18 protein-coding genes are annotated in these 19,788 nt (G+C 68.7%); 10 read left to right on the top strand and 8 right to left on the bottom strand.

Translation table 11 applies throughout. The features are described from left to right. Positions 1–24: 24 nt before the first annotated feature. From ASE31_RS01140 to ASE31_RS01125, 4 genes are all read right to left on the bottom strand, one after another. On the bottom strand, positions 25–1,230 hold the full coding sequence (locus tag ASE31_RS01140) for an ABC transporter permease (protein WP_057199704.1): 1,206 nt from the start codon (positions 1,228–1,230) through the stop codon (positions 25–27). After that, complete coding sequence (locus ASE31_RS01135; protein ID WP_057199703.1) at positions 1,230–2,027, bottom strand: ABC transporter ATP-binding protein; 798 nt, start codon at positions 2,025–2,027, stop codon at positions 1,230–1,232. The genes ASE31_RS01140 and ASE31_RS01135 overlap by 1 nt, the downstream gene beginning before the upstream one ends. Beyond that, positions 2,024–3,430, bottom strand: a complete 1,407-nt coding sequence (locus ASE31_RS01130; RefSeq protein ID WP_057199702.1) for an efflux RND transporter periplasmic adaptor subunit — start codon at positions 3,428–3,430, stop codon at positions 2,024–2,026. The genes ASE31_RS01135 and ASE31_RS01130 overlap by 4 nt, the downstream gene beginning before the upstream one ends. Before the next feature lie 167 nt (positions 3,431–3,597). Beyond that, positions 3,598–5,046, bottom strand: coding sequence for an efflux transporter outer membrane subunit (locus ASE31_RS01125; RefSeq protein ID WP_255357660.1), 1,449 nt, complete (start codon positions 5,044–5,046; stop codon positions 3,598–3,600). A gap of 280 nt (positions 5,047–5,326) precedes the next feature. On the opposite strand from ASE31_RS01125, the gene ASE31_RS01120 reads away from it, so the two are divergent. From ASE31_RS01120 to ASE31_RS01105, 4 genes are read left to right on the top strand one after another with little or no spacing between them, the layout of a single operon-like run. Then, positions 5,327–6,916: an acyl-CoA synthetase gene (locus ASE31_RS01120; protein ID WP_057199701.1), complete on the top strand. Its 1,590-nt coding sequence runs from the start codon at positions 5,327–5,329 to the stop codon at positions 6,914–6,916. Between the two features lie 26 nt (positions 6,917–6,942). Beyond that, positions 6,943–8,082, top strand: coding sequence for a MaoC family dehydratase N-terminal domain-containing protein (locus ASE31_RS01115; protein WP_057199700.1), 1,140 nt, complete (start codon positions 6,943–6,945; stop codon positions 8,080–8,082). Positions 8,083–8,088: 6 nt separating this feature from the next. Continuing rightward, the gene (locus ASE31_RS01110) at positions 8,089–9,291 is read left to right on the top strand and encodes a CaiB/BaiF CoA-transferase family protein (RefSeq protein ID WP_057199699.1); all 1,203 of its coding nucleotides are present in this window, start codon (positions 8,089–8,091) and stop codon (positions 9,289–9,291) included. Positions 9,292–9,323: 32 nt separating this feature from the next. Then, positions 9,324–10,286: a tripartite tricarboxylate transporter substrate binding protein gene (locus tag ASE31_RS01105; RefSeq protein ID WP_057199698.1), complete on the top strand. Its 963-nt coding sequence runs from the start codon at positions 9,324–9,326 to the stop codon at positions 10,284–10,286. 45 nt (positions 10,287–10,331) lie between these two features. Here ASE31_RS01105 and ASE31_RS01100 read toward each other — a convergent pair whose 3' ends face one another. From ASE31_RS01100 to ASE31_RS01085, 4 genes are all read right to left on the bottom strand, one after another. Next, entirely contained in the window at positions 10,332–10,760 is a 429-nt protein-coding gene (locus tag ASE31_RS01100; protein ID WP_057199697.1) for a hypothetical protein, read from the bottom strand. 4 nt (positions 10,761–10,764) lie between these two features. Next, positions 10,765–11,583: an IclR family transcriptional regulator gene (locus ASE31_RS01095; RefSeq protein WP_057199696.1), complete on the bottom strand. Its 819-nt coding sequence runs from the start codon at positions 11,581–11,583 to the stop codon at positions 10,765–10,767. 95 nt (positions 11,584–11,678) lie between these two features. Continuing rightward, positions 11,679–12,128 (bottom strand): PaaI family thioesterase, encoded by a 450-nt coding sequence (locus ASE31_RS01090; protein ID WP_057199757.1) that lies wholly within the window; start codon positions 12,126–12,128, stop codon positions 11,679–11,681. Between the two features lie 312 nt (positions 12,129–12,440). Continuing rightward, positions 12,441–13,421: a helix-turn-helix domain-containing protein gene (locus ASE31_RS01085; RefSeq protein ID WP_057199695.1), complete on the bottom strand. Its 981-nt coding sequence runs from the start codon at positions 13,419–13,421 to the stop codon at positions 12,441–12,443. Between the two features lie 217 nt (positions 13,422–13,638). Here ASE31_RS01085 and ASE31_RS01080 point away from each other — a divergent pair, with 217 nt between their 5' ends. Genes ASE31_RS01080 through ASE31_RS01055 form a run of 6 tightly spaced genes read left to right on the top strand, consistent with a single transcriptional unit; the run spans position 13,639 to position 19,621 of the window. After that, a complete protein-coding gene (locus ASE31_RS01080) occupies positions 13,639–14,832 on the top strand; it encodes an amino acid ABC transporter substrate-binding protein (protein ID WP_057199694.1) in 1,194 nt (397 codons plus the stop codon). A 4-nt stretch (positions 14,833–14,836) separates the two neighbouring features. Beyond that, positions 14,837–15,715, top strand: coding sequence for a branched-chain amino acid ABC transporter permease (locus ASE31_RS01075; RefSeq protein WP_057199693.1), 879 nt, complete (start codon positions 14,837–14,839; stop codon positions 15,713–15,715). Then, positions 15,712–16,650, top strand: coding sequence for a branched-chain amino acid ABC transporter permease (locus ASE31_RS01070; RefSeq protein WP_057199692.1), 939 nt, complete (start codon positions 15,712–15,714; stop codon positions 16,648–16,650). The genes ASE31_RS01075 and ASE31_RS01070 overlap by 4 nt, the downstream gene beginning before the upstream one ends. Further along, a complete protein-coding gene (locus ASE31_RS01065; protein WP_057199691.1) occupies positions 16,643–17,407 on the top strand; it encodes an ABC transporter ATP-binding protein in 765 nt (254 codons plus the stop codon). Before ASE31_RS01070 ends, ASE31_RS01065 begins: the two co-directional genes overlap by 8 nt. Next, on the top strand, positions 17,404–18,114 hold the full coding sequence (locus ASE31_RS01060) for an ABC transporter ATP-binding protein (protein ID WP_057199690.1): 711 nt from the start codon (positions 17,404–17,406) through the stop codon (positions 18,112–18,114). The genes ASE31_RS01065 and ASE31_RS01060 overlap by 4 nt, the downstream gene beginning before the upstream one ends. A 55-nt stretch (positions 18,115–18,169) precedes the next feature. Continuing rightward, complete coding sequence (locus tag ASE31_RS01055; protein WP_057199689.1) at positions 18,170–19,621, top strand: aldehyde dehydrogenase; 1,452 nt, start codon at positions 18,170–18,172, stop codon at positions 19,619–19,621. The last annotated feature ends 167 nt before the right edge of the window (positions 19,622–19,788 follow it).

Raw genomic sequence — 19,788 nt, 5'->3', positions numbered from 1 at the left:
GTGCCACGGCACCGGGGAGGCACATCACTCGTGGCGCAGGGCGTCTATGGGGTCCATGCGCGCAGCACGTCGTGCGGGGAAGTAGCCGAACACCACGCCGATGCCGGCCGAGAACACGAAGGACAGCAGGTTCACGCCCGGGTTGAACAGGTAGGGCACGCCCATCAGCACCGACAGCCCCAGCGAGGCCGCCGTGGCCAGCACGATGCCGATGAGCCCGCCCAGCGCCGCCAGCACCACGGCCTCGATCAGGAACTGCAGCAGCACCTCGCGCTCGAGCGCGCCGATGGCCAGGCGCAGCCCGATCTCGCGGGTGCGCTCGGTCACGCTGACCAGCATGATGTTCATGATGCCGATGCCGCCCACCAGCAGGCTCACGGCAGCCACCGCACCGAGCAGCGTGGTCAGTACCCTGGTGGTGCCCGAGAGCGCCTCGCCCAGCTGCTTGGTGTCGAGCACGTTGAAGTTGTCCTCGTCCGAGTCCGAGAGCTTGCGCAACTCACGCAGCAGCTGCGTCAGGCTGGCCTTCACGCGCTCGGGTTCGCTGGCGTCCTTCATCGACACCAAGAGGGTGTTCACGCGGGTGTTGCCCGTCACCCGGCGCTGCAAGGTGCGCAGGGGCACCAGCACGGTGTCGTCCTGGTCGTTGCCGAAGGCGCCCTGCCCCTTGGAGGCCAGCACGCCCACCACCTCGCACGAGAACGCCTTCACGCGCAGCTGCTCGCCCACCGCGTCGCGCGTGCCATACAGCTCACGCCGCACGGTCTCGCCGATCACGCAGACCGCAGCGCCGGCGCGCAACTCGTCGTCGGTGAATTCGCGGCCGATGCGCAGCGTCCAGTTGCCCGTCTGCAGCCAGGCATTGGTGCTGCCGATGATGCTGGTGGACCAGTTGCGCCCGCCCGCCACCACGGTGGCGGACGCACGCGACTCGGGCGCCACGGCCAGGATGCCGCCGATCTGCTGCGCAATGGCATCGGCATCGGTGTCCTTGAAAGCCGCCCCGCCCACGCCGCCGCCCGGCCCCATGCGCTGGCCGGGGCGCACCTGCAGCAGGTTGGTGCCCAGGCCCGAGATCTGGTTCTGGATGGACACCGTGGCGCCATTGCCCAGCGTGACCATGGTGATCACCGCGCTCACGCCGATCACGATGCCCAGGATGGTCAGGAACGAGCGCATGAGGTTGCGCCGTATGGAGCGCAGCGCCAGAAGAATGGTGCTCAGAAACATCAGCGCACCTCCACCAGCGGCTGCGCCACGCCGGGCTCGGCGGCCTCCCCCTGCCCGGCCTGCTCACGCAGCAGGCCGCGCGGGTGCGGGTTGGGGACATCACTGTCCACCACGCCATCGACGAAGCGCACGATGCGCCGCGCGTACTCGGCCATGTCGCTCTCGTGCGTGACCATGAGCACGGTGATGCCCTGGTCCGCGTTCAGGCGCCACAGCAGCTCCATGATCTCGTGGCTGCGCTGCGTATCCAGGTTGCCGGTGGGCTCGTCGGCCAGCAGCACGGCGGGCTCGGTGACGATGGCGCGCGCAATCGCCACGCGCTGCTGCTGCCCGCCCGACAGCTCGGCCGGCGTGTGGTGCTCCCAGCCCTTGAGGCCCACGGCGGCCAGCGCCTTGGCCGCCGCCGCATGGCGCGCCGCTGCGGGCTCGCCGCGGTACAGCAGGGGCAACTCCACGTTCTCCTGCGCCGAGGTACGCGCCAGCAGGTTGAAGCCCTGGAAGACGAAGCCGAAGAAGCGCCGGCGCAGGCGCGCGCGCTCGTCGCGCTGCAGCGCCTCCACGTGCACGCCCTTGAACAGGTAGTCGCCCGTGGTGGGCCGGTCCAGGCACCCGAGGGTGTTCATGGCCGTGGATTTGCCCGAACCGCTCGGCCCCATGATGGCCACGAAGTCGCCCTGGGCGATGTCCAGGTCCACGCCCTTGAGCGCCTGGAAGGCGAGCGCGCCTTCGCCGTACACCTTGGTCACCGAGCGCAGTCGTATCAGCGGCACGCCGCCATCCTGCAGCGCGCCCGTCATCGCGCGGCCCCGTTGCTGCGCTGGTCGGTGATCACCGCCATGCCGGCGGCGATGCCCTCGCCCGTCACCTCGGTCATGCGGCCGTCGCTGATGCCCGCGCGCACCTTCAGGGCCTGCGGCGTGCCGTCCTTGAGCACCCAGACCTGCTTCATCTTCGACGCAGCGTCCTCACCCGGCGCACCGTCGGCGCCAGGGCGGCGCCCGCCCTGGCCACCCGCACCACCCGGACGGGGCATGCGCGGCATGAGCTGCCCCATGATGCCCCCACCTTGCTGCGCCGCCGGGGGTTTGCCACCGGCAGCGCCCGACGCACCGGCCGCGCCCGCAGCCTGCGCCGGCGTGAAGCGCAGCGCCGTGTTGGGCACCAGCAGCACGTCCTTGCGCTCGGTGGAGGTGATGGTGGACGCCGCCGTCATGCCGGGGCGCAGGCTCATGTCGCTGTTGTCCACCTCCAGCCAGGTGACGTAGGTGACGACGTTGTCGGTCTTGGTGGAGCCGAAGGAGACGCGCGTGACCGCGGCCGGGTAGCGCCGCGAGGGGAAGGCGCTGACCGTGAAGCTGGCCTTCTGCCCCACCTGCAGCGAGCCTACGTCGGCCTCGTCCACGCTCACGTCCAGGCGCAGCCGCGTGAGGTCCTCGGCCACGGTGAACAGGGTCACGGCCTGCAGCGATGCGGCCACGGCGTTGCCCGGCTCCACCGTGCGGGTGAGCACCACGCCGTCGATGGGCGAACGGATGGAGGCCTTGGACAGGCTGGTCTCGTCGGTGGACAGGGCCGCACGCGCGTCGTCCACCGTGGCGCGGGCGCTGGCCTCGTCGGCGCGCGCACGGTCCAGCGTGGCGCGGCCGGTGTCCAACTCGGCGGCCGAGGGCACCTTGCCGCCCGACAGGCGCGCCACTTCCTCCAGGCGGCCCAGGCCCGCAAGCGCCTCCTTGGTGGTGGCCGCGGCCTGTGCCTGCCGCGCCTGCGCGGAGGCCAGCGAGGCGCGTGAGCGCAGCACCTGCGCGTCGAGCTTGGCGGTATCGAGCTCCACCAGCACCTGGCCCTTCTTGACCTTCTCGTTCACGTCCACCATCACCTGGCGCACCGTGCCCGACAGCTCGCTGCCAATGGTCACCAGCCGCGTGGGCTGCAGCGTGCCGTTGGCCGACACGGAGAGCGTGAGGTCACCTGTCTTCACCTCTTCGGTCACGTAGACCGGCGCGGCACTGGCCTGCTTTTGCAGCTGCCAGGCGTAGATGCCGCCGCCTGCCAACGCCAGGGCTGCCACGCCCAGCCACAGCGAGGTGCGCCGGTACCAGCGGCGCGGCGGCTCGCCGCCCAGCAGGGCCTGCAGGTCGGCCGGGGCGCTGGCCCCGGGGGCGGCAGCACTGGGCTGCGATGGCTTGGTGTTGTCGGTCATGGCGATGGACTCGGAATAGACAAAAAGAGAGGGGCTGAACGGCCCGCGCACGGGCCGTGCGCGGGTTCAGTGGCCTTTGGCTGCCAGGTGTCCGTGCGCCGTGTGCGCGGGACCTCCAGGTGGCTGCGAAGAGAGAAGAAACTGCGTGCAGTGCGTGCGCTCGGCGGCTACTGCGGCTGCCAGCCGCCGCCGAGCGCCTTGTACAGGCGCACATGGTCGGCGGACAGGCTGGCCACCGTGGTGGCCACGCCCTCCTGCGTGGACAGCAGCGTGCGCTGGGTCTCCAGCACCGACTGGAAGTCGATCAGCCCGCTGCTGTAGCGCTGGCGCGCCAGCAGTTCGGCATTGCCGGCGGCATCGGCGGCAGAGCGCAGGCGCACCAGGCGCTCGCGGTTGCCGCGCAGGGACACCAGCGCGTCCTCCACATCCTTGAGTGCGGTGAGCACAGCCGCCTGGTAGGCGATGCGCGCCTGCTCCAGGCTGGCCTCCTGCGCCCGCACCTGGGCGCGCGCGGCACCGCCGTCGAGCAGCGGCACCGAAATGCTGCCCAGCAGCGACGCGGCCACAGCACTGCCGCCACTCAGGGCACCCAGCGTGAGGGCGCGCAGGCCTACCGAGCCGCTGATGCCGAAGTCGGGGTAGCGCGCCGCATCGGCCTGCGAGACTCGGGCCAGGGCGGCGGTGATGCGCTGCTCGGCGGCGCGCACGTCGGGCCGCTGGCGCAGGGTTTCGGCGGGGATGGCCATGGCCAGTTCATCGCCGGGCTGGGGCACGGCCACGCTGGCGGCCAGTTGCGCATCGAGCGCGGCCGGCGCCTGGCCCGTCAGCACGGCCAGGCTGTGGCGCGACTGGGCCAGGCTGGCTTCGAGCGCGGGGATCTGGGCGGCAGTCTGCTCCGACGCCGCACGCGCCTGCTCGGCTACGAGCGAGGTGGTCAGGCCCGCCTGCAGGCGCCACTGCGTGATCTGCAAGGTCTCGCTCTGGCTGGCCAGGTTGCTGCGCGCGATCACCAGGCGCTGCTGCAGGCCGCGCAGCTCGATGTAGTTCACGGCCACCTCGGCCGCCAGCGACACCTGCACGTCGGCCAGGCTGGCCTCGGCGGCGCGGGCATCCGCCTCGCTGGCGTTGACCCCGGCGCGCACGCGGCCAAACACGTCGGGCTCCCAGCTCGCATCGAAGCCCAGCTGGAAGTTGTTGCCCGCGCCGCTGTTGCCCGAGCGACTGCGCTGTGCCGAGGCCGAAGCGCCCACCTGGGGCGCCAGCCCGGCGGCCTGCACATCCACCTGGGCGCGCGCCTGCCGCAACGCGGCCTGGGCCGTGCGCACGCTGGTGTTGGCCGTGAGGGACTGTTCGACCAGCGCGGTCAGCTGCGGGTCACCCAGGCGCTGCCACCACTGGGCCAGCGAGGTGGCGGCGCTGCCGGGCGCAGCGGTGGTGCCTGCGGCCCATGCCGTGGGCACGGGGGTGTCTGGCAGAGCGGCGTCCCGCGGGGCCATGCCGGCGCAGCCGGACAGGGCTGCAGCCAGCGCCAGCAGGGCAAGCGGAATGCCCCGGGCCAGAAGCCGCGACGGGGCCCGGCCGGCGGTTGCGGGGGAAAGGATGGACAGAAGGTTCATGGATGCTCAGGGTGCGCTCTCGCTGGTGCTGCCATTGTGCAAAACCGATCCGTCGCAATGACTGCCAACGTGTGAACCCCAGGTAAAGAATCGACACAAACCGGCGCCGCATGCCTGCGCGCCCCGACCTTCCACCCCCTGTCAACCATCCCGTCGAAGCGTGCTTTTTGCACACAGCGGCGCACCCATAATTTTTGTACATAGACAATCGATGCACTCATTTGACAAAAAAAGGCGAAATCAAGAAACTGAATCACCTCAATGAACGACCTCTGAAGCCATGCAGCGACTCACCGACTACACGCTTTACGCGGATGCCCAGGCCCACTTCTCGCCGGACCGGCTGTGGGAGCTTTTCGATGGACATCGCGAGCGGTTCAATATCGCCCATGAGTGCGTGGACCGGCATGCGGCCAGCGGCCGCGATGCGCTGGTGGTGGTGCATGCGGGCGGGGAAGACGAGGTCATCACCTATGCAGACCTTGCTGCGGACTCGTCGGCATTTGCCCACTACCTGGAGTCCCGCGGCATACAGGCCGGGGACCGCGTGGCCATCATGCTGGAGCCCTCGCGCGCCTTCTACACGGCCATGTTCGGGGTGATCAAGCGCGGGGCCATCGCCGTGCCGCTGTTCACGCTGTTCGGCCCCGACGGCGTGCGCCTGCGCGTCAACGACTGCAAGCCGGCCCTGCTCGTCACCAACGAGCACAAGGAAGAAGTCGCACGCTCCATCGATGGCTTGCAGGTGCTGGTCTTCGATGCAGGCTTCTTCAAGCGCCTGGCCGACTTTCCCATGGTGTACGAGGCCACCTCCCGGGCGGACGACCTGGCCGTCTTCCAGTACACATCGGGTACCACGCGGGAGCTGCCCGAGGCCGTCAGGCACACGCACAAGGCGCTCGTGACGCTGATGGTCGCGGCCCTCTATGGCACCGGCCTTCGGCCCGGGGACCGCTTCTTCTGCCCCTCGTCACCGGCCTGGGGCCATGGCCTGTGGCATGGCACGCTCGCGCCGCTGGCGCTGGGCCTCACGGTGGGGGCCTACAGCGGGCGCTTCAACCCCGAACGGCTGCTGCAGGCCCTGTCGCAGCACCGCTTCACCAACATGTCGGCCGCCGCCACGCACTACCGCATGCTCAAGAACTGCGGCAAGGCGGAGCAGTACGCCTTCCATTTCGAGAAGCTGTCCTTCACGGGCGAGCCCATCGACGACGACACGGCCGACTACGTGCACCAGAAGTTCGGCCTGGAGGTCTGCAGCATGTACGGCACCACCGAGATCGGGGTCGTGCTGGCGAGCTACCCCGGCGCGGCGGACTTTCCGGTCAAGCGCGGCGCGCTGGGCAAGGCCGTTCCCGGTACCCGGGTCGAGGTGCATGACGCACAGGGCCAGGTCTGCCCGGTTGATGTGACCGGCCAGCTGATGGTGCTGCGCCGGGGCGAATGGGTGCCCACCAAGGACCTCGGCCGCATGGACGGCGATGGCTACTTCCACCACGGCGGGCGTGCGGACGACGTGATCATCTCGGCCGGCTGGACCATGAGCGCGGTGGAGATCGAAAACGTGATCCTCATGCACGGCGATGTGCTGGAGGCTGCCGCCATCGGTGTGCCCGACGCCGTGCGCGGCCAGGTGGTCAAGGCCTTCGTGGTCAGCGGGCGGCCGGCCAGCGAGGCCTTTGCCCAGGAAATCCAGGAGCTCGTGAAGACCAAGCTGAGCCAGCACGAGTACCCGCGCCACGTCGAGTTCTCCCCCGAGCTACCCAAGACCCCCGCCGGCAAGGTGCACCGCAAGGTGCTGCGCGAGCGCGAGGCGGCAGCCATCGCCACGGCTGCGGCATCCACGGCATCCCTTTCCACAGCCCTTTAATTTTTTACCACCCCAAGGAGACAACCATGAGCAGTTCCAACCCCCGCAGCTTTCCCAAGATCACGGAGAGCGGCCTTGACGACCTGCGCCAGCGCATCGGCGTGAAGATCGGCCAGATGGCCGAGCCCTGGTGCTTCGAGGCCACGCGCGACAATATCCGCCACTATGCCCATGGCATCGGCGACGACAACCCGCTGTGGTGCGACCCCGAGTACGCGGCAAAGTCCCACTACGGCGGCATCGTGGCCCCGCCCAGCTTCCTGTTCTCCACCAGCCGCATCGTCTCGGGCTATGTCGGCGGGCTGCCTGGCGTGCATGCCATGTGGTCGGGTTCGGACTGGACCTGGCACAAGCCCCTGCACCGCAACGACGAGATCCGCACCGAGGCCTACCTCAAGGACCTGGTGGAGCACCAGACGCGCTTTGCCGGCCGCGCCGTGCAGCAGATCTACCACGTCGATTTCTTCAACCAGCAGGGCGACAAGGTGGCCGAGGCGGACAGCTGGTGCTTTCGCACCGAGCGCGACCATGCACGCGAGCAGGGCACCAAGTACAAGGAGGTGCGCGCACGCGAGCCGCGCCGCTACACCGACGAGGAACTGGCCGAGGCCTTCAAGCTCTACCGCAACGAAGAGATCCGCGGTGCCACGCCCCGCTACTGGGAGGACGTGAAGGAAGGCGAAGACCTGCCAGTGCTCTTCAAGGGCCCGATGACCGTGACGGGCTTCATCGCCTATGCCCAGGGCTGGGGCGGCCTGTACATCCGCGCCAACAAGCTCGCCTGGAAGCTCATCGACTCGCACCCCGGCGTGGGCATCAAGAACCGCTTCGGCATCCCTGACGTGCCAGAGCGCGTGCACTGGGAAGAAGACTTCGCCCTGGAAGTGGGTGCACCGGGCGCCTATGACTACGGTCCGGAGCGCACCTCCTGGCTCACCCACCAGCTGACCAACTGGATGGGCGATACCGGCTTTCTGCAAAAGGCGAGCTGCAAGATCCGCCGCCACAACCCCGAGGGCGACCTGCTGTTCATCAAGGGCAAGGTCAAGCGCAAGTACACCGAGAACGGCCAGCACCTGATCGAGATCGAGCAGGAAGCGCACAACCAGGACGGCGAACTCTCGGTGGTCGGAAGCGGCGTGGTGGCGCTGCCATCGCGGGGATGACACCCGATGCGCACGACCAGTAGCGGCGCACTGCGGGGGCTGAAGGTCATCGACCTGACGCGTGTGCTCGCCGGGCCGCTGTGCACCCAGGTCCTCGCGGACCAGGGGGCGGACGTGGTGAAGATCGAGCCGCCCGCGGGCGATGAGACACGCAGGCTCGGGCCACCCTTCGACAGCGCGGGCAGTGCGGCCTACTTTTCCGCACTCAACCGGGGCAAGCGGGCCATGAGCCTGGACCTGTCGATGCCGCAGGCGCAGGACGTGCTGCACCGGCTGCTCGGCGACGCCGACGTGCTGGTGGAGAACTTCCTGCCGGGCACCATGGAGCGCTGGGGCCTGGGCTACGAACAGGCCCTGGCCGACAGGTACCCGCGCCTGGTCTACTGCAACATCACGGGCTTCGGGGCGGACGGACCGCTCGGCGGGCTGCCCGGGTACGACGCGGTGCTGCAGGCCCTGTGCGGGCTGATGAGCGTCAACGGCGACGAATCCTGCGGGGCCACGCGCATCGGGATTCCCGTGGTCGACCACCTGACCGGCTACGTGGCGCTCTCGGGCATCCTGATGGCGCTGCATGCACGGGGTGCGGATGGGCGCGGCCAGCGCGTGGAGGCGGCGCTGTACGACACAGCGCTGAGCCTGCTGCTGCCGCACGCCTCGAACTGGCTGGCGTCGCAAAAAGACCCCGAGCTGCTGGGCAGCGCGCATCCCAACATTGCGCCCTACGACAAGTTCAGGGCCAGCGACGGGGAGCTGTTCATCGGGATCATGACCGACGTCCAGTTCCAGCGCTTTTGCAGCCACGTCGGCCTGCAGGGCCTGATCGCGGACGAGCGTTTCACCTCCAACGCCCAGCGGCTGGTGCACCGGGACGCGCTCAAGCAAGCCATCGAGACGGCCATTGCGTCCATGGCCTGCGAGCCGCTGTGCGAGTCGCTGATGCGCGCTGGCGTGCCGGCCGGTGCGGTGAACTCGATCCCGCGGGCCTTGGCCCATGCGCACTGCGAGCACCGGCAGATGCTGGTGCAGCGGGACGGCTACACCGGCCTGCGCTCTCCCATGCGGCTGATGGGCACGCCGGGCGTGGCCGGGGCGAGCCCACCCCGATTTGCGCAGGACGCGGCGCAGATATTGGAAAGCCTGGGTTTCAGCCCAGAGGAGCGAGACCAACTGCAGGGCAGCGGCGCAGCCCCCGCAACACGGCGATAGCGTTTCGATCAAGAATACACAAGGAGACAACAATGCGACTGATTGCTGCAGTGATGGCGGCCGCCTGTGCCATGGCGAGCCCGGCACCGGTGGGCGCCCAGACCTACCCCGCCAAGCCGATCAAGATCATCGTGGCCTACCCTGCCGGGCAGGGCACGGACATCGCCACCCGGTACCTGGCCGAGCAGATGTCCCGGGACCTGGGGCAGGCCATCGTGATCGACAACCGGCCCGGCGCCGGAGGCAACCTGGGCACGGAGATCGCGGCCCAGGCCGCGCCCGACGGCTACACCCTGACCATGGGGACGAATGCAACCCATGCGCTCAACCAGTACCTGTATGCGCGGGTGCCGTTTGATGCGGAGCGGGACTTCGAGCCCATTGTCCTGGTGGGCACCTTTCCCATGGTCGTGGCCGTCAACAGCCAGTCGCCCTTCCACACCCCCAAGGAACTGGTGGACACCGCCGCCCGCAGCACGCGGTCTGCCGACATCGCCATGCCCAGCACCAGTGCCCGCCTGGTGGTGGAGCTGCTCAAGCAGCGCTCGGGGGCACCGGTGTTTGGCGTGCCCTACAAGGGCTCGGGCAATGCCATGACCGACGTGCTGGGCGGGCAGTTGCCGGTGATCGTGGACACCCCCACCAGCCTCAGGCCCCACCTGGCCTCGGGAAAGATCCGCGCCATTGCCGTCACGTCGAGCAAGCCCAGCAGCCTGGTGCCGGGCGTCAAGACCATGGACGAGCAGGGCTACGCCGGCTTCGAGGTGATCGCCTGGAACGCCTTGTACGCGCCCAGGAACACCCCTGCAACCGTGATCGCCACGCTCAACGCCGCCATGAACAAGGTGCTGCAGCGCCCCGAGGCACGGCACAAGCTGCTGGAGCTGGGCTTCGAGCCGGCGGGCGGCACCGCCGTCCAGCTCCGGGAGTTCGCCCTGTCCGAGCGCAACAAGTGGCAGCCCGTGATCCAGGCGGCAGACATGAAGGTGGACTGAGCCCGGCCGCCCGGCAAAGGCGCTCATGCCAGGCGCCCGCAAAAGTTAGTCGGGCGTGCTGTCTTCGGCGGGCAGCGGCACATACACCAGGCAGGTGCGCAGGATCTGCTCCTGCTCCTGCTCCTGCTCCTGCTCCTGCTCCAGCCCCTGCTCCTGTCCTTGCCCGCCGCGCGAGGTTCTCAGGGCCTGCACCTCCACCCTCGCGTGTTCGGTGCCTGCGTCCAGCAGGCGGGCACGGAAGGTGACGAAATCCCCCAGCCTGGGCATCGCCTCGATCTCGATGGCATCGATCTGCACCAGCGCCACGTTGCGACTGAAATGACCACCCGGCAGCACGGCGCCCGCCTGGTCCAGCTGCGCCAGCACCCAGCCGATGGGGATCTGCCCACCGATCCCCAGGTCTGCAGGCATGGGAATGGTGCGAAGAACTGTCTGCAGACCGTCGCCTGGCGCGGGGATGTTCTCGGTGTCCATCGCTTTAGCTTCTGGCCACCAGCAGATTGCCGATGGCCTGGGCTTCGCGCAGCATCATCGCGGCCAGCTCGGTGGTTTCGGCGGCATTGAGCTGGCTGGACATGCCAGCCGCCACCAGGGTGTGCGTGAGGCTTCCGCCGGGCGAACAAATGGGCACGGCGACCACGGTGAGGCCACTCATGAAGTTGTCGCGGTCCAGGCTCCAGCCCTGCGCGCGGGCCAGCTCCACCTCGCGCTTCCAGGTGTCGAAGGCGGGCTTCTTGTCCCATTGCGTGGCATTGAACTTCTGGCGCAGCTGGGTCCAGTTCTCTCCGCTGTAGGCGGCGATCAGCCGGCCGGTGGCACTGGCCAGGTGGGAGAACTGGCTGCCCACGTCGGTGTGCAGGCGAAACGGCTGGTTCGAGCGCGACAGGGCCAGCACCACGACGGATTGCTTGGGTGTGATCTCCACGCCCATGGCCGTGACCCCGCGGGTGGACGCCAGCCGGTCGAGCGCGGGCTGCACGAGCTGCGCGAAGCCGCTGCTCTCCAGCACGCTGCGGGCCAGGCTGATCATGCCGCTGCCCAGCAAGTAGCGCTTGGTCGCCGGGTCCACGCTGACCAGTTCCTCGCTGACCAGCACGCGCAGGATGTGCAGGCAGGTACTGGGCACCAGGCCCAGCTCATCGGCGATGGCCTTGACACCCAGGCCCTGCTTGGCGTTTCCGAGGAAGCGCAGGATGGCAATGGACCGGCTGACGGCTGGCACGGGCCGCACGCGCACGGCGGGCTTTTGGGGGGTCGGCGGCGCCGGCTCGGACGTCGGTGTGCGCTTTGGAGGCATGAAAAGGGGCGAGGGCCAAATTTGCATGATAGTGCAGGGCTGCTGGGGCGAGCCCTTGGAACCCCGCGCCGTCCCTGGTGCCGGGAGGCCGGCCCTCATGCGAGTCGCTCCGCGGGCAGCACTTTCACGATCGCCTGCGCGCGCAGGACCATCTGGCCGTCCACCGCGACACTGCCCTGCATGAAGAGCATCTGGTGGGTGCGGTGCGTGATCTGCGCCCGCGCCTGTGCAAACTGCCCCTGCCGCACGGCGGTCAGAAACTGCGAATCGAGCTGCAGCGTGACACACGGCACCCGGCCGCAGGCCTCCCACGCCACGGTGCTGATCGCATGGTCCACCAGCGTGAGCAGCGCGCCGCCATGCACCACCCCGGCAGGATTGAGGTGCGCCGGTGCCATCTGGAAGCCATAGGCCCATCCGTCCCCTTCTCGCCGGGTCCACAGCGGCCCGGCCGTGCCGGCGAAACCCGCCAGGGATCGCACCTTCCAACCACCCTCCTCCGGGGACGGGGGCGCTCTACCCGGTACTGCCTGCGCATCGGTCATGGCGATCACTCCATAGTTTGTACAAAACACCATTCAATTGTCTCCAGACAATTTTATGCCAAAGGTACAAGCAATGAAAGGCATTGCGCCATGCGCCATGCGACCCGCACTGTGGACGGCGCCTTGCGAAAAAGGTTTTGACGAAAGAAGACGAAGTGCCGGGGATGGGAGGCGCTGCGCGCGGGGTCCCGGGTCAGCAATGCAGCGCGGTACGAGGGAGCAGCCCGGCAAGGTCGCCGGCAAGGCCCGGGAAGGCCAGGCGCACCAACGGAGCACGGCGTTGCGCCGCGCCCTCAGACCGAGTTCAACTGCTCAGTGCGTGTGCAGCGCGGGCGCTGACAGCGATGCCCGCCCGCGGTATTCGCTCGGGCTGTAGCCCGTGTGGGCCTTGAACACGCGGCTGAAGTGGCCGCTGTTGCGAAAGCCCCAGGAGATGGCGATGTCCGTCACCGAGCGGTGGGCATGCGCGGGGTGGCGCAGCTCGCGCAGGCAGGCTTCGAGCCGGCGCTGCTGGATGGTGGCGGCCAGGGTGTCGCCATCGTCGGCCATGGCGTTGTACAGATGGCGCCGGCTGCAGTTGAGCGCCTGGGCGATGCGGTCAATGGTGAGTTCGGGGTCGGCCAGGTGGCGGTCGATGTACTGGCCGATGCGGTCGCGCAGGGCCTCGCGCTGCGACACGGCACTGTGCTGGCCGTTGCGCTCGAGCAGCGACAGCTGCACCAGGTGCGTGATCACATCGGCCACGCCATCGGCTGCCGCGTCGGACATACTGGGCAGCTCGGTGAAGGCAGCGCGCATGGTGTCCCAGGCCAGGCGCGAAACACCACTGGTGCCCGAAAAGCGCTGCACCATGAGGTCGTCGAGCTTGAGCTTGCGCTCGGGCATCTGCTCCTTGGGGATCATCAGCACCATCTGGCGCACGGCCTCGGGGTTGCTCACCGCGTAGGCGCGGGTGGTGTCGTACACGCTCCACTCGCCGGGCGACAGCCACACCTGGCGGCCGTTCTGCTCGAAGCAGGCGCGCCCTTCGAGCTGCGCCACCACCTTGATGTAGGCCCGGTCGCTGCCGCGGATGAGGCTGGGGGTGCGCACCACGCGGTGGCGGCTCACGTCGAGCTGGCAAAGGTTGACATAGCCGGCCTGGCCCGAGGTGATGTGGCCGGCAAAGGCCTCGTCGCCGAAGGCATCCGACTCCAGCCCGCCAATGAGCCTCCACACCGCGTCGCCCCACAGGTGCAGGCGGTCGCGCGGTGCCACGGTATCGGTGGATACCTCGGTCAGGGGGTGGGCCATGGCGTCTCCAGTGCAGCGGCTGGCGCCGCCGGTATGCCCGGATTATCCGGCGCAGGCCTATTCCCCGGCGCAGCACGGAAATCCGGGTAAACCCGCTGCGCCGTGCACGCTGGGACCAGTGTTTTGTGCACGCTCAGCGCAGCGCCCCAAAGCCCTCCTGCCTACGATCGGTCAACGGCCCGCACCATGCGCGCCGCCCATTCCAGGAGACACGAAAATGGTTCAACAATCCAAACGCCAATGGATCAAGGGCGTGGCCGCCACGGTGGGTGCCATGTCGGTCGCCCCGCACCTGCTGGCCCAGTCCGGCCCCGTGCGCGTGGGCTATGCCATCGCCCGCACGGGCCCCTGGGCGGCTGGCGCCCAGGTCAGCCAGGAGCCCAACTACCTGCTCTGGGCCGAGCAGGTGAACGCGGCGGGCGGCCTGGCCATCAAGGGCGCGAAGCGCCCCATCGAGCTCATCGGCTACGACGACCGCAGCGAGACCGAGACCTGCGTACGCACCTTCGAAAAGCTCATGGGCAGCGACAAGGTGGACCTGATCCTGCCGCCCTGGGGCTCGGGCGCCAACTTCGCCATCGCGCCGCTGGCCAACCGCTTCGGCTACCCGCTGCTGGCGCCCACGGCGCTGTCGCGCAAGCTGATCGACATGAATCTGCCCTACTTCTTCTCGCTGCTGCAGCAGCCCGACAAGATGATGGGTGCACTGGTGGACATGCTGGTGGCCAACGGCGTGAAATCGGTGGCCATCGTCTACATGGACGACCTGTTCGGCCTGGAAAACTTCGCGGCGCTGAACAGCGCGCTCAAGAAGACCAGCATCCAGGTGGTGGAGAGGAAGAGCTACCCCCTGGGCGTGAAGGACCTGGCACCCGTGCTGCGCGGCATCAAGGACCTGACCCCCGACGCCTTCATCGGCATCACCTACCCGCCCGACACCATCCTGGCCAGCCGCCAGGCGCGCGAGGTGGGGCTGAACCCCAAGTTCTTCTACGCCTCGGTGGGCACGGCCTTCCAGCTGTACAAGAACGTGATGCAGGCCAACACCGAGGGCGTGATCGGCATGGGCTCGTGGAGCGTGAAGACCAGCCCCGAGGCCAAGGCCTATTTCGACGCGCATGTGAAGAAGTTCAACAAGGAGCCCGACCGCTGGGCCAGCGGCCATGCCTGGGCAGGCCTGCAGATCCTGCAGCAGGCCGTGGAGAAGGTGGGCCTGGACCGCAAGGCGCTGCGCGAGCACATCGCCAAGAACGAGTTCAAGACCATTCTGGGCGGCATCCGCTTTGCGGGCAGCGAGAACGCGTCCATCCCCGGCACGGTGAGCCAGTGGCAGGGCAGCGACTTCGAGGTGGTGTGGCCCAAGGACCGCGCCACGGCGCAGCTGAACACGGCCAAGCCTGTCTGGAAATAACAAAGTGTCTTTCACTTCCTGGGCCGAACTGGTCGCCAGTGGCCTGATTACCGGCGGCATCTATGCGCTGGTGGCCATGGGCCTGAATCTGCAGTACGGGCTGATGCGCATCATGAACATCTCGCATGGCGAGTTCCTGATGCTCGGCGCCTTCCTGACCTGGTGGGCGCACACCGCCTGGGGCTGGTCGCCGCTGGCGCTGATGCCGCTGGCCTTCATCGCGCTGTTCGTGCTGGGCGTGGCGGTGCATGCGCTGTGCTTCAAGCGCCTTGCGGCGCGTGCGCCGAACGTGGACGTGTTCGAGGCGCGCAGCCTGATGGTGGGCTTTGGCCTGATGTTCCTGGTGCAGAACACGGCCCTCTTGATCTGGGGCGGCGACCTGCGCGGCTACGAGTACCTGGCCGACCCGGTGCAGATCGCGGGCATGCGCTTCACCGAGAACAAGCTGGTGCTGTTCGGCGTGGCGCTGGCGCTGTCGGCCGCGCTGATCGCGTTGCTCAAGCTCACCTTGCTGGGCAAGGCCGTGCGGGCGCTGATGCAGTCGCCCACCGGGGCACAGCTGGTGGGCATCAACACCCGGCGTCTGCACCCGATGATGTTCGGCATCGGCCTGGGCCTGTCGGGCGTGGCAGGGGCCCTGCTGTCGATGACCTACGAGATCTCCCCGTCGATGGGCGAGCCCTACACCGTGACCGCGCTGATCGTGATCACGCTGGGCGGCTTCGGCAGCCTGGCAGGCAGCCTGGCCGGCGGCCTGCTGCTCGGTGTGGTCGAAGCCCTGGGCATGCATTTCAGCAGCCCGTCTCTCAAGATGCTGCTGAGCTATGCGGTGTTCATCGGTGTCCTCATCTGGCGGCCTAACGGCCTCTTCTCCAAAAAATGAAGTTCCATTCCAACAAGCCCTGGCTCGCGCTTGCCGCGGGCACGGCCGTGGTCGGCACCCTGCCCTGGCTGGTGTCCGAGTTCATGGCCTCGGTGCTGCTCAGCTGCCTGATGTACATCGCGCTGGCCACCAGCTGGTCGCTGTTCTGCGGCGCCACACGCTATCTGTCGCTGGCGACGTCGGCCTTCTTCGGCATCGGGGCCTATGCCAGCGCCACGCTGCTGAATGTGCTGCCCTGGCCGCTGGTGATACTGGCCGGTGCGCTCATCGCGGCGGTGGTGGCCATCGTGATGGGTGCGGCCGTGCTGCACCTCAGGGGCACCTATTTCGCGGTGCTCACCTTCGGCATGACGGAGCTGATTCGCCACGCGGTGACCTTCGTTGAAAAGCAGGTCTCCGGTACCGTAGGCCGCGTGCTCACCGTGGTGCCCAGCAACGAGACGGTGTACCTCACGGTGCTGCTGATCGCGGCGGCGGCGATTGCCACGTCGATTGCGGTAAAGCGCAGCCGCTTTGGCCTGGCGCTCTCGGGCATCGGCGCGGACGAGCAGCGCGCACAGACGCTGGGGGTGGATACGCGCCTGGCCAAGATCGCGGGCTTCGGCATCACAGCGGCCTTTGCGGGCGCCGTGGGTGCGGCCATGGCCGTGCGCTGGACCTACATCGAGCCGGCGGCGGTGTTCAGCCCCTTCATCGGCTTCCAGACGGTGCTGATCGCACTGATCGGCGGCGCGGCCAGCATCGGCGGCCCGGTGCTGGCGGCCATCGTCTTCAGCCTGCTGGCCGAGACGCTGCGCCTGCAGCTGCCCTATGGCTACATGATGGTGCTGGGCCTGCTGCTCATCCTGTGCGTGATGTACCTGCCCAACGGACTGGCCACGCTGTGGCAGCGCAAGCGGGCGGCCACGCCTGCAGCGGAGGCCGGCCATGTCTGAGGCACTGTTGACCATCGACAGCGTGACCGTGCGCTTTGGCGGCCTGACCGCCGTGGACGGCGTGAGCGCCACGCTGCATGCCGGTGAGCTCATCGGCATCATCGGGCCCAACGGCGCGGGCAAGACCACCTTCTTCAACGCCATCTCGGGGGTGCAGCCCCCCACCTCGGGCACATTGCACTGCGGGGGCGACGACCTCACGGGCAAGGGCCCGCACCACTATGCGGCGCACGGCATTGCGCGCACCTTCCAGACGCCGCGCGTGTTTGCCGACATGACGGTGCGAGACAACGTGCGATTCGGCATGCAGTTCGCGGGGCGCCACCGCCAGGGCCCCGTGGGCCTGCGCAATGAGGACGAGATCTTGGCCATGCTGGGCCTGTCGGCCCTGGCCGAGCGCCCTGCCGCCGACGTGACGCCTTCGCAGCAGCGCCTGCTGGAGATCGGCATGGCCCTGGGCACGCGCCCGCGCCTGCTGCTGCTCGACGAGGTGGCCGCCGGCCTGACCGAGGCCGAGGTGGACGCCATGGCCCAGCGCATCCGCCGCCTGCGCGACGACTGGGGGCTGACTGTGGTGTGGATCGAGCATGCGGTGACCACCCTGCTCAAGTACGTGGAGCGCGTGCTGGTGCTGCACCAGGGCCGCAAGATCGCCGACGGCACACCGGCCGAGGTGGTGCGCGACCCGCAGGTGATCGAAGCCTATCTGGGAGATGAAATGGCCGCACCGGCAACGCCCGAAGGAGCCACGGCGTGAGCGGCGCACACCTCACGGTACAGGGACTGAGCGCAGGCTACGCAGGCTTTCAGGTGCTGCAGGACCTGTCGCTGGAGGCCCAGCCCGGCATCACGGTGATCGTCGGCCCCAACGGCGCGGGCAAGACCACGCTGCTCAAGGCGCTGGCCGGCCTGCTGCCGCGCCAGGGCACGGTGCAGCTCGATGGCCAGCCGGTGCCCGCGATGAATGCCACGGCCTGCGTGCAGCGCGGCCTGGCCCTGGTGGCCGAGGGGCGCCAGCTGTTTCCGCAGATGACGGTGACCGAGAACCTGGAGCTCGGCGGCTGGCTGGTGCCCTCGCGCATGCGCGCCGTGCGCCTGGCCCAGGCCTTCGAGGACTTTCCTCGCCTCAAGGAGCGCGCGCAGCAACTGGCCGGCACCATGAGCGGCGGCGAGCAGCAAATGGTGGCCGTGGCCCGCGCCATGATGAGCGGGCCGCGCCTCTTGATGCTGGACGAGCCCTCGCTCGGCCTGGCGCCGCGCATGGTCGACGAACTGCTGGCCATCGTGCAGCGCATCGCAGCGCAGGGCGTCACCGTGCTCATGGTGGAGCAGAACGTGCGCAAGGCGCTGCAGGTAGCGCAGCGCGGCTATGTGCTGGAGCGCGGGCGCATCGTCGCCTCGGGCGATGCTGCCACGCTGCTGCAGTCCGACGCGGTGCGCCAAGCCTATCTCGGCGTGGCCTGAATCTTTTTCACTCTTTCTTATCCGACTTTCTTTTCTTGTCGTTCAGGAGATATCCATGACTGCCATTTCCATGCTGATCAACGGCGAGCGCGTGCAGGCCGCCGGCGGCGCCACCTTCGAGCGCCGCAACCCGCTCGACGGGTCCGTGGCCACCACGGCACCTGCCGCCACGGTGGCCGATGCCAAGGCCGCCGCAGACGCCGCCGCCAAGGCCTTCCCCGCCTGGTCGGCCCTGGGGCCCAATGCGCGCCGTGCGCTGCTGCTCAAGGCCGCGCATGCCCTCGAAGCCAAGGGCGAGGCTTTCGCCGCCGCCATGGCCGCCGAGACCGGTGCATCGGGCCTGTGGGCCGGCTTCAACGTGCACCTGGCCGCCGGCCTGCTGCAGGAGGCGGCAGCGCTGACCACGCAGATCGCGGGCGAGGTGATCCCGTCGGACGTGCCCGGCAGCCTGGCCATGGGCGTGCGCCAGGCCGCGGGCGTGGTGCTGGGCATCGCGCCGTGGAACGCGCCCATCATCCTCGGCGTGCGCGCCATTGCCACACCGCTGGCCTGCGGCAACACCGTGATCTTGAAGGGCTCGGAGCTGAGCCCCGCCACGCACGGCCTGATCATCGAAGCGCTGCAGGAGGCCGGCCTGCCCCCGGGGGTGGTGAACTTCGTGACCAATGCACCGGCCGACGCGGGTGCGGTCGTCGAGGCCATCGTGGCCCACCCGGCCGTGCGCCGCGTGAACTTCACGGGCTCGACCAAGGTCGGGCGCATCGTGGCGCAGACCTGCGCCAAGTACCTCAAGCCCACGGTGCTGGAGCTCGGCGGCAAGGCCCCTCTGGTGGTGCTGGACGATGCGGACGTGGACGCTGCGGTGGACGCCGCCGTGTTCGGCTCGTTCGCCAACTCGGGGCAAATCTGCATGTCCACCGAGCGCATCGTGGTGGACGCCTCCATCGCCAACGACTTTGTGGCCCGCTTCGCGGCACGCGCCCAGGCCCTGCCCCTGGGCGACCCGCGCAAGGGCCCGGTGGTGCTGGGCTCGGTGGTGGACATGGCCACCGTGCGGCGCTGCAACGCGCTGATCGACGACGCCCTGGCCAAGGGCGCCAAGCTGGTGTGCGGCGGCAAGAGCGAGACAACGCTGATGGCCGCCACCATCATTGACCACGTAACGCCCGAGATGGACATCTACCGCGAGGAGTCCTTCGGCCCGCTCAAGCCCATCGTGCGCGTGAACGGCGTAGAGGAAGCGATTGCCTGCGCCAACGACAACGTGTTCGGCCTGTCAGCCGCCGTCTTCGGCCGCGACATCGCTCGTGCCTGGAACGTGGCTGCGCGCATCGAATCGGGGATCTGCCATGTCAACGGGCCTACCGTGCATGACGAAGGGCAGATGCCGTTTGGCGGGGTGAAGAACTCGGGGTGGGGGCGGTTTGGGGGGATGGCGGGGGTGCGGGAGTTCACGGAGCTGCGCTGGATCACGGTGCAGACTACGGCGCGGCACTATCCGTTCTGAGCCTTCTTTGCATGGTTGCTGCGGTGACTGTGTGGAGGGCGGAGGCCGGGTCTTGGCCCGTCCCGTGCTGGGGCTCGTTGCCTGTGGTTGTGGTTGCTGCGTGCCTGCGTGAAAGGCGGAGGCCGGGGTGTGCGCCCGGCGGCGCACCTACCTTCTTTTGCTTCGTC

Origin of the sequence: Acidovorax sp. Root217, assembly GCF_001428645.1 — a bacterium.
GTDB lineage: Bacteria > Pseudomonadota > Gammaproteobacteria > Burkholderiales > Burkholderiaceae_C > Acidovorax.
Note: the sequence above shows the minus strand (reverse complement) of the source record. Positions and strands in the feature narration are given on the sequence as shown.

Coding starts and splice junctions, on each gene's coding strand:
- ASE31_RS01140 (WP_057199704.1), bottom strand. CDS start 1,230: ATGTTTCTGAGCACCATTCTTCTGGCGCTGCGCTCCATACGGCGCAAC.
- ASE31_RS01135 (WP_057199703.1), bottom strand. CDS start 2,027: ATGACGGGCGCGCTGCAGGATGGCGGCGTGCCGCTGATACGACTGCGC.
- ASE31_RS01130 (WP_057199702.1), bottom strand. CDS start 3,430: ATGACCGACAACACCAAGCCATCGCAGCCCAGTGCTGCCGCCCCCGGG.
- ASE31_RS01125 (WP_255357660.1), bottom strand. CDS start 5,046: ATGAACCTTCTGTCCATCCTTTCCCCCGCAACCGCCGGCCGGGCCCCG.
- ASE31_RS01120 (WP_057199701.1), top strand. CDS start 5,327: ATGCAGCGACTCACCGACTACACGCTTTACGCGGATGCCCAGGCCCAC.
- ASE31_RS01115 (WP_057199700.1), top strand. CDS start 6,943: ATGAGCAGTTCCAACCCCCGCAGCTTTCCCAAGATCACGGAGAGCGGC.
- ASE31_RS01110 (WP_057199699.1), top strand. CDS start 8,089: ATGCGCACGACCAGTAGCGGCGCACTGCGGGGGCTGAAGGTCATCGAC.
- ASE31_RS01105 (WP_057199698.1), top strand. CDS start 9,324: ATGCGACTGATTGCTGCAGTGATGGCGGCCGCCTGTGCCATGGCGAGC.
- ASE31_RS01100 (WP_057199697.1), bottom strand. CDS start 10,760: ATGGACACCGAGAACATCCCCGCGCCAGGCGACGGTCTGCAGACAGTT.
- ASE31_RS01095 (WP_057199696.1), bottom strand. CDS start 11,583: ATGCCTCCAAAGCGCACACCGACGTCCGAGCCGGCGCCGCCGACCCCC.
- ASE31_RS01090 (WP_057199757.1), bottom strand. CDS start 12,128: ATGACCGATGCGCAGGCAGTACCGGGTAGAGCGCCCCCGTCCCCGGAG.
- ASE31_RS01085 (WP_057199695.1), bottom strand. CDS start 13,421: ATGGCCCACCCCCTGACCGAGGTATCCACCGATACCGTGGCACCGCGC.
- ASE31_RS01080 (WP_057199694.1), top strand. CDS start 13,639: ATGGTTCAACAATCCAAACGCCAATGGATCAAGGGCGTGGCCGCCACG.
- ASE31_RS01070 (WP_057199692.1), top strand. CDS start 15,712: ATGAAGTTCCATTCCAACAAGCCCTGGCTCGCGCTTGCCGCGGGCACG.
- ASE31_RS01065 (WP_057199691.1), top strand. CDS start 16,643: ATGTCTGAGGCACTGTTGACCATCGACAGCGTGACCGTGCGCTTTGGC.
- ASE31_RS01055 (WP_057199689.1), top strand. CDS start 18,170: ATGACTGCCATTTCCATGCTGATCAACGGCGAGCGCGTGCAGGCCGCC.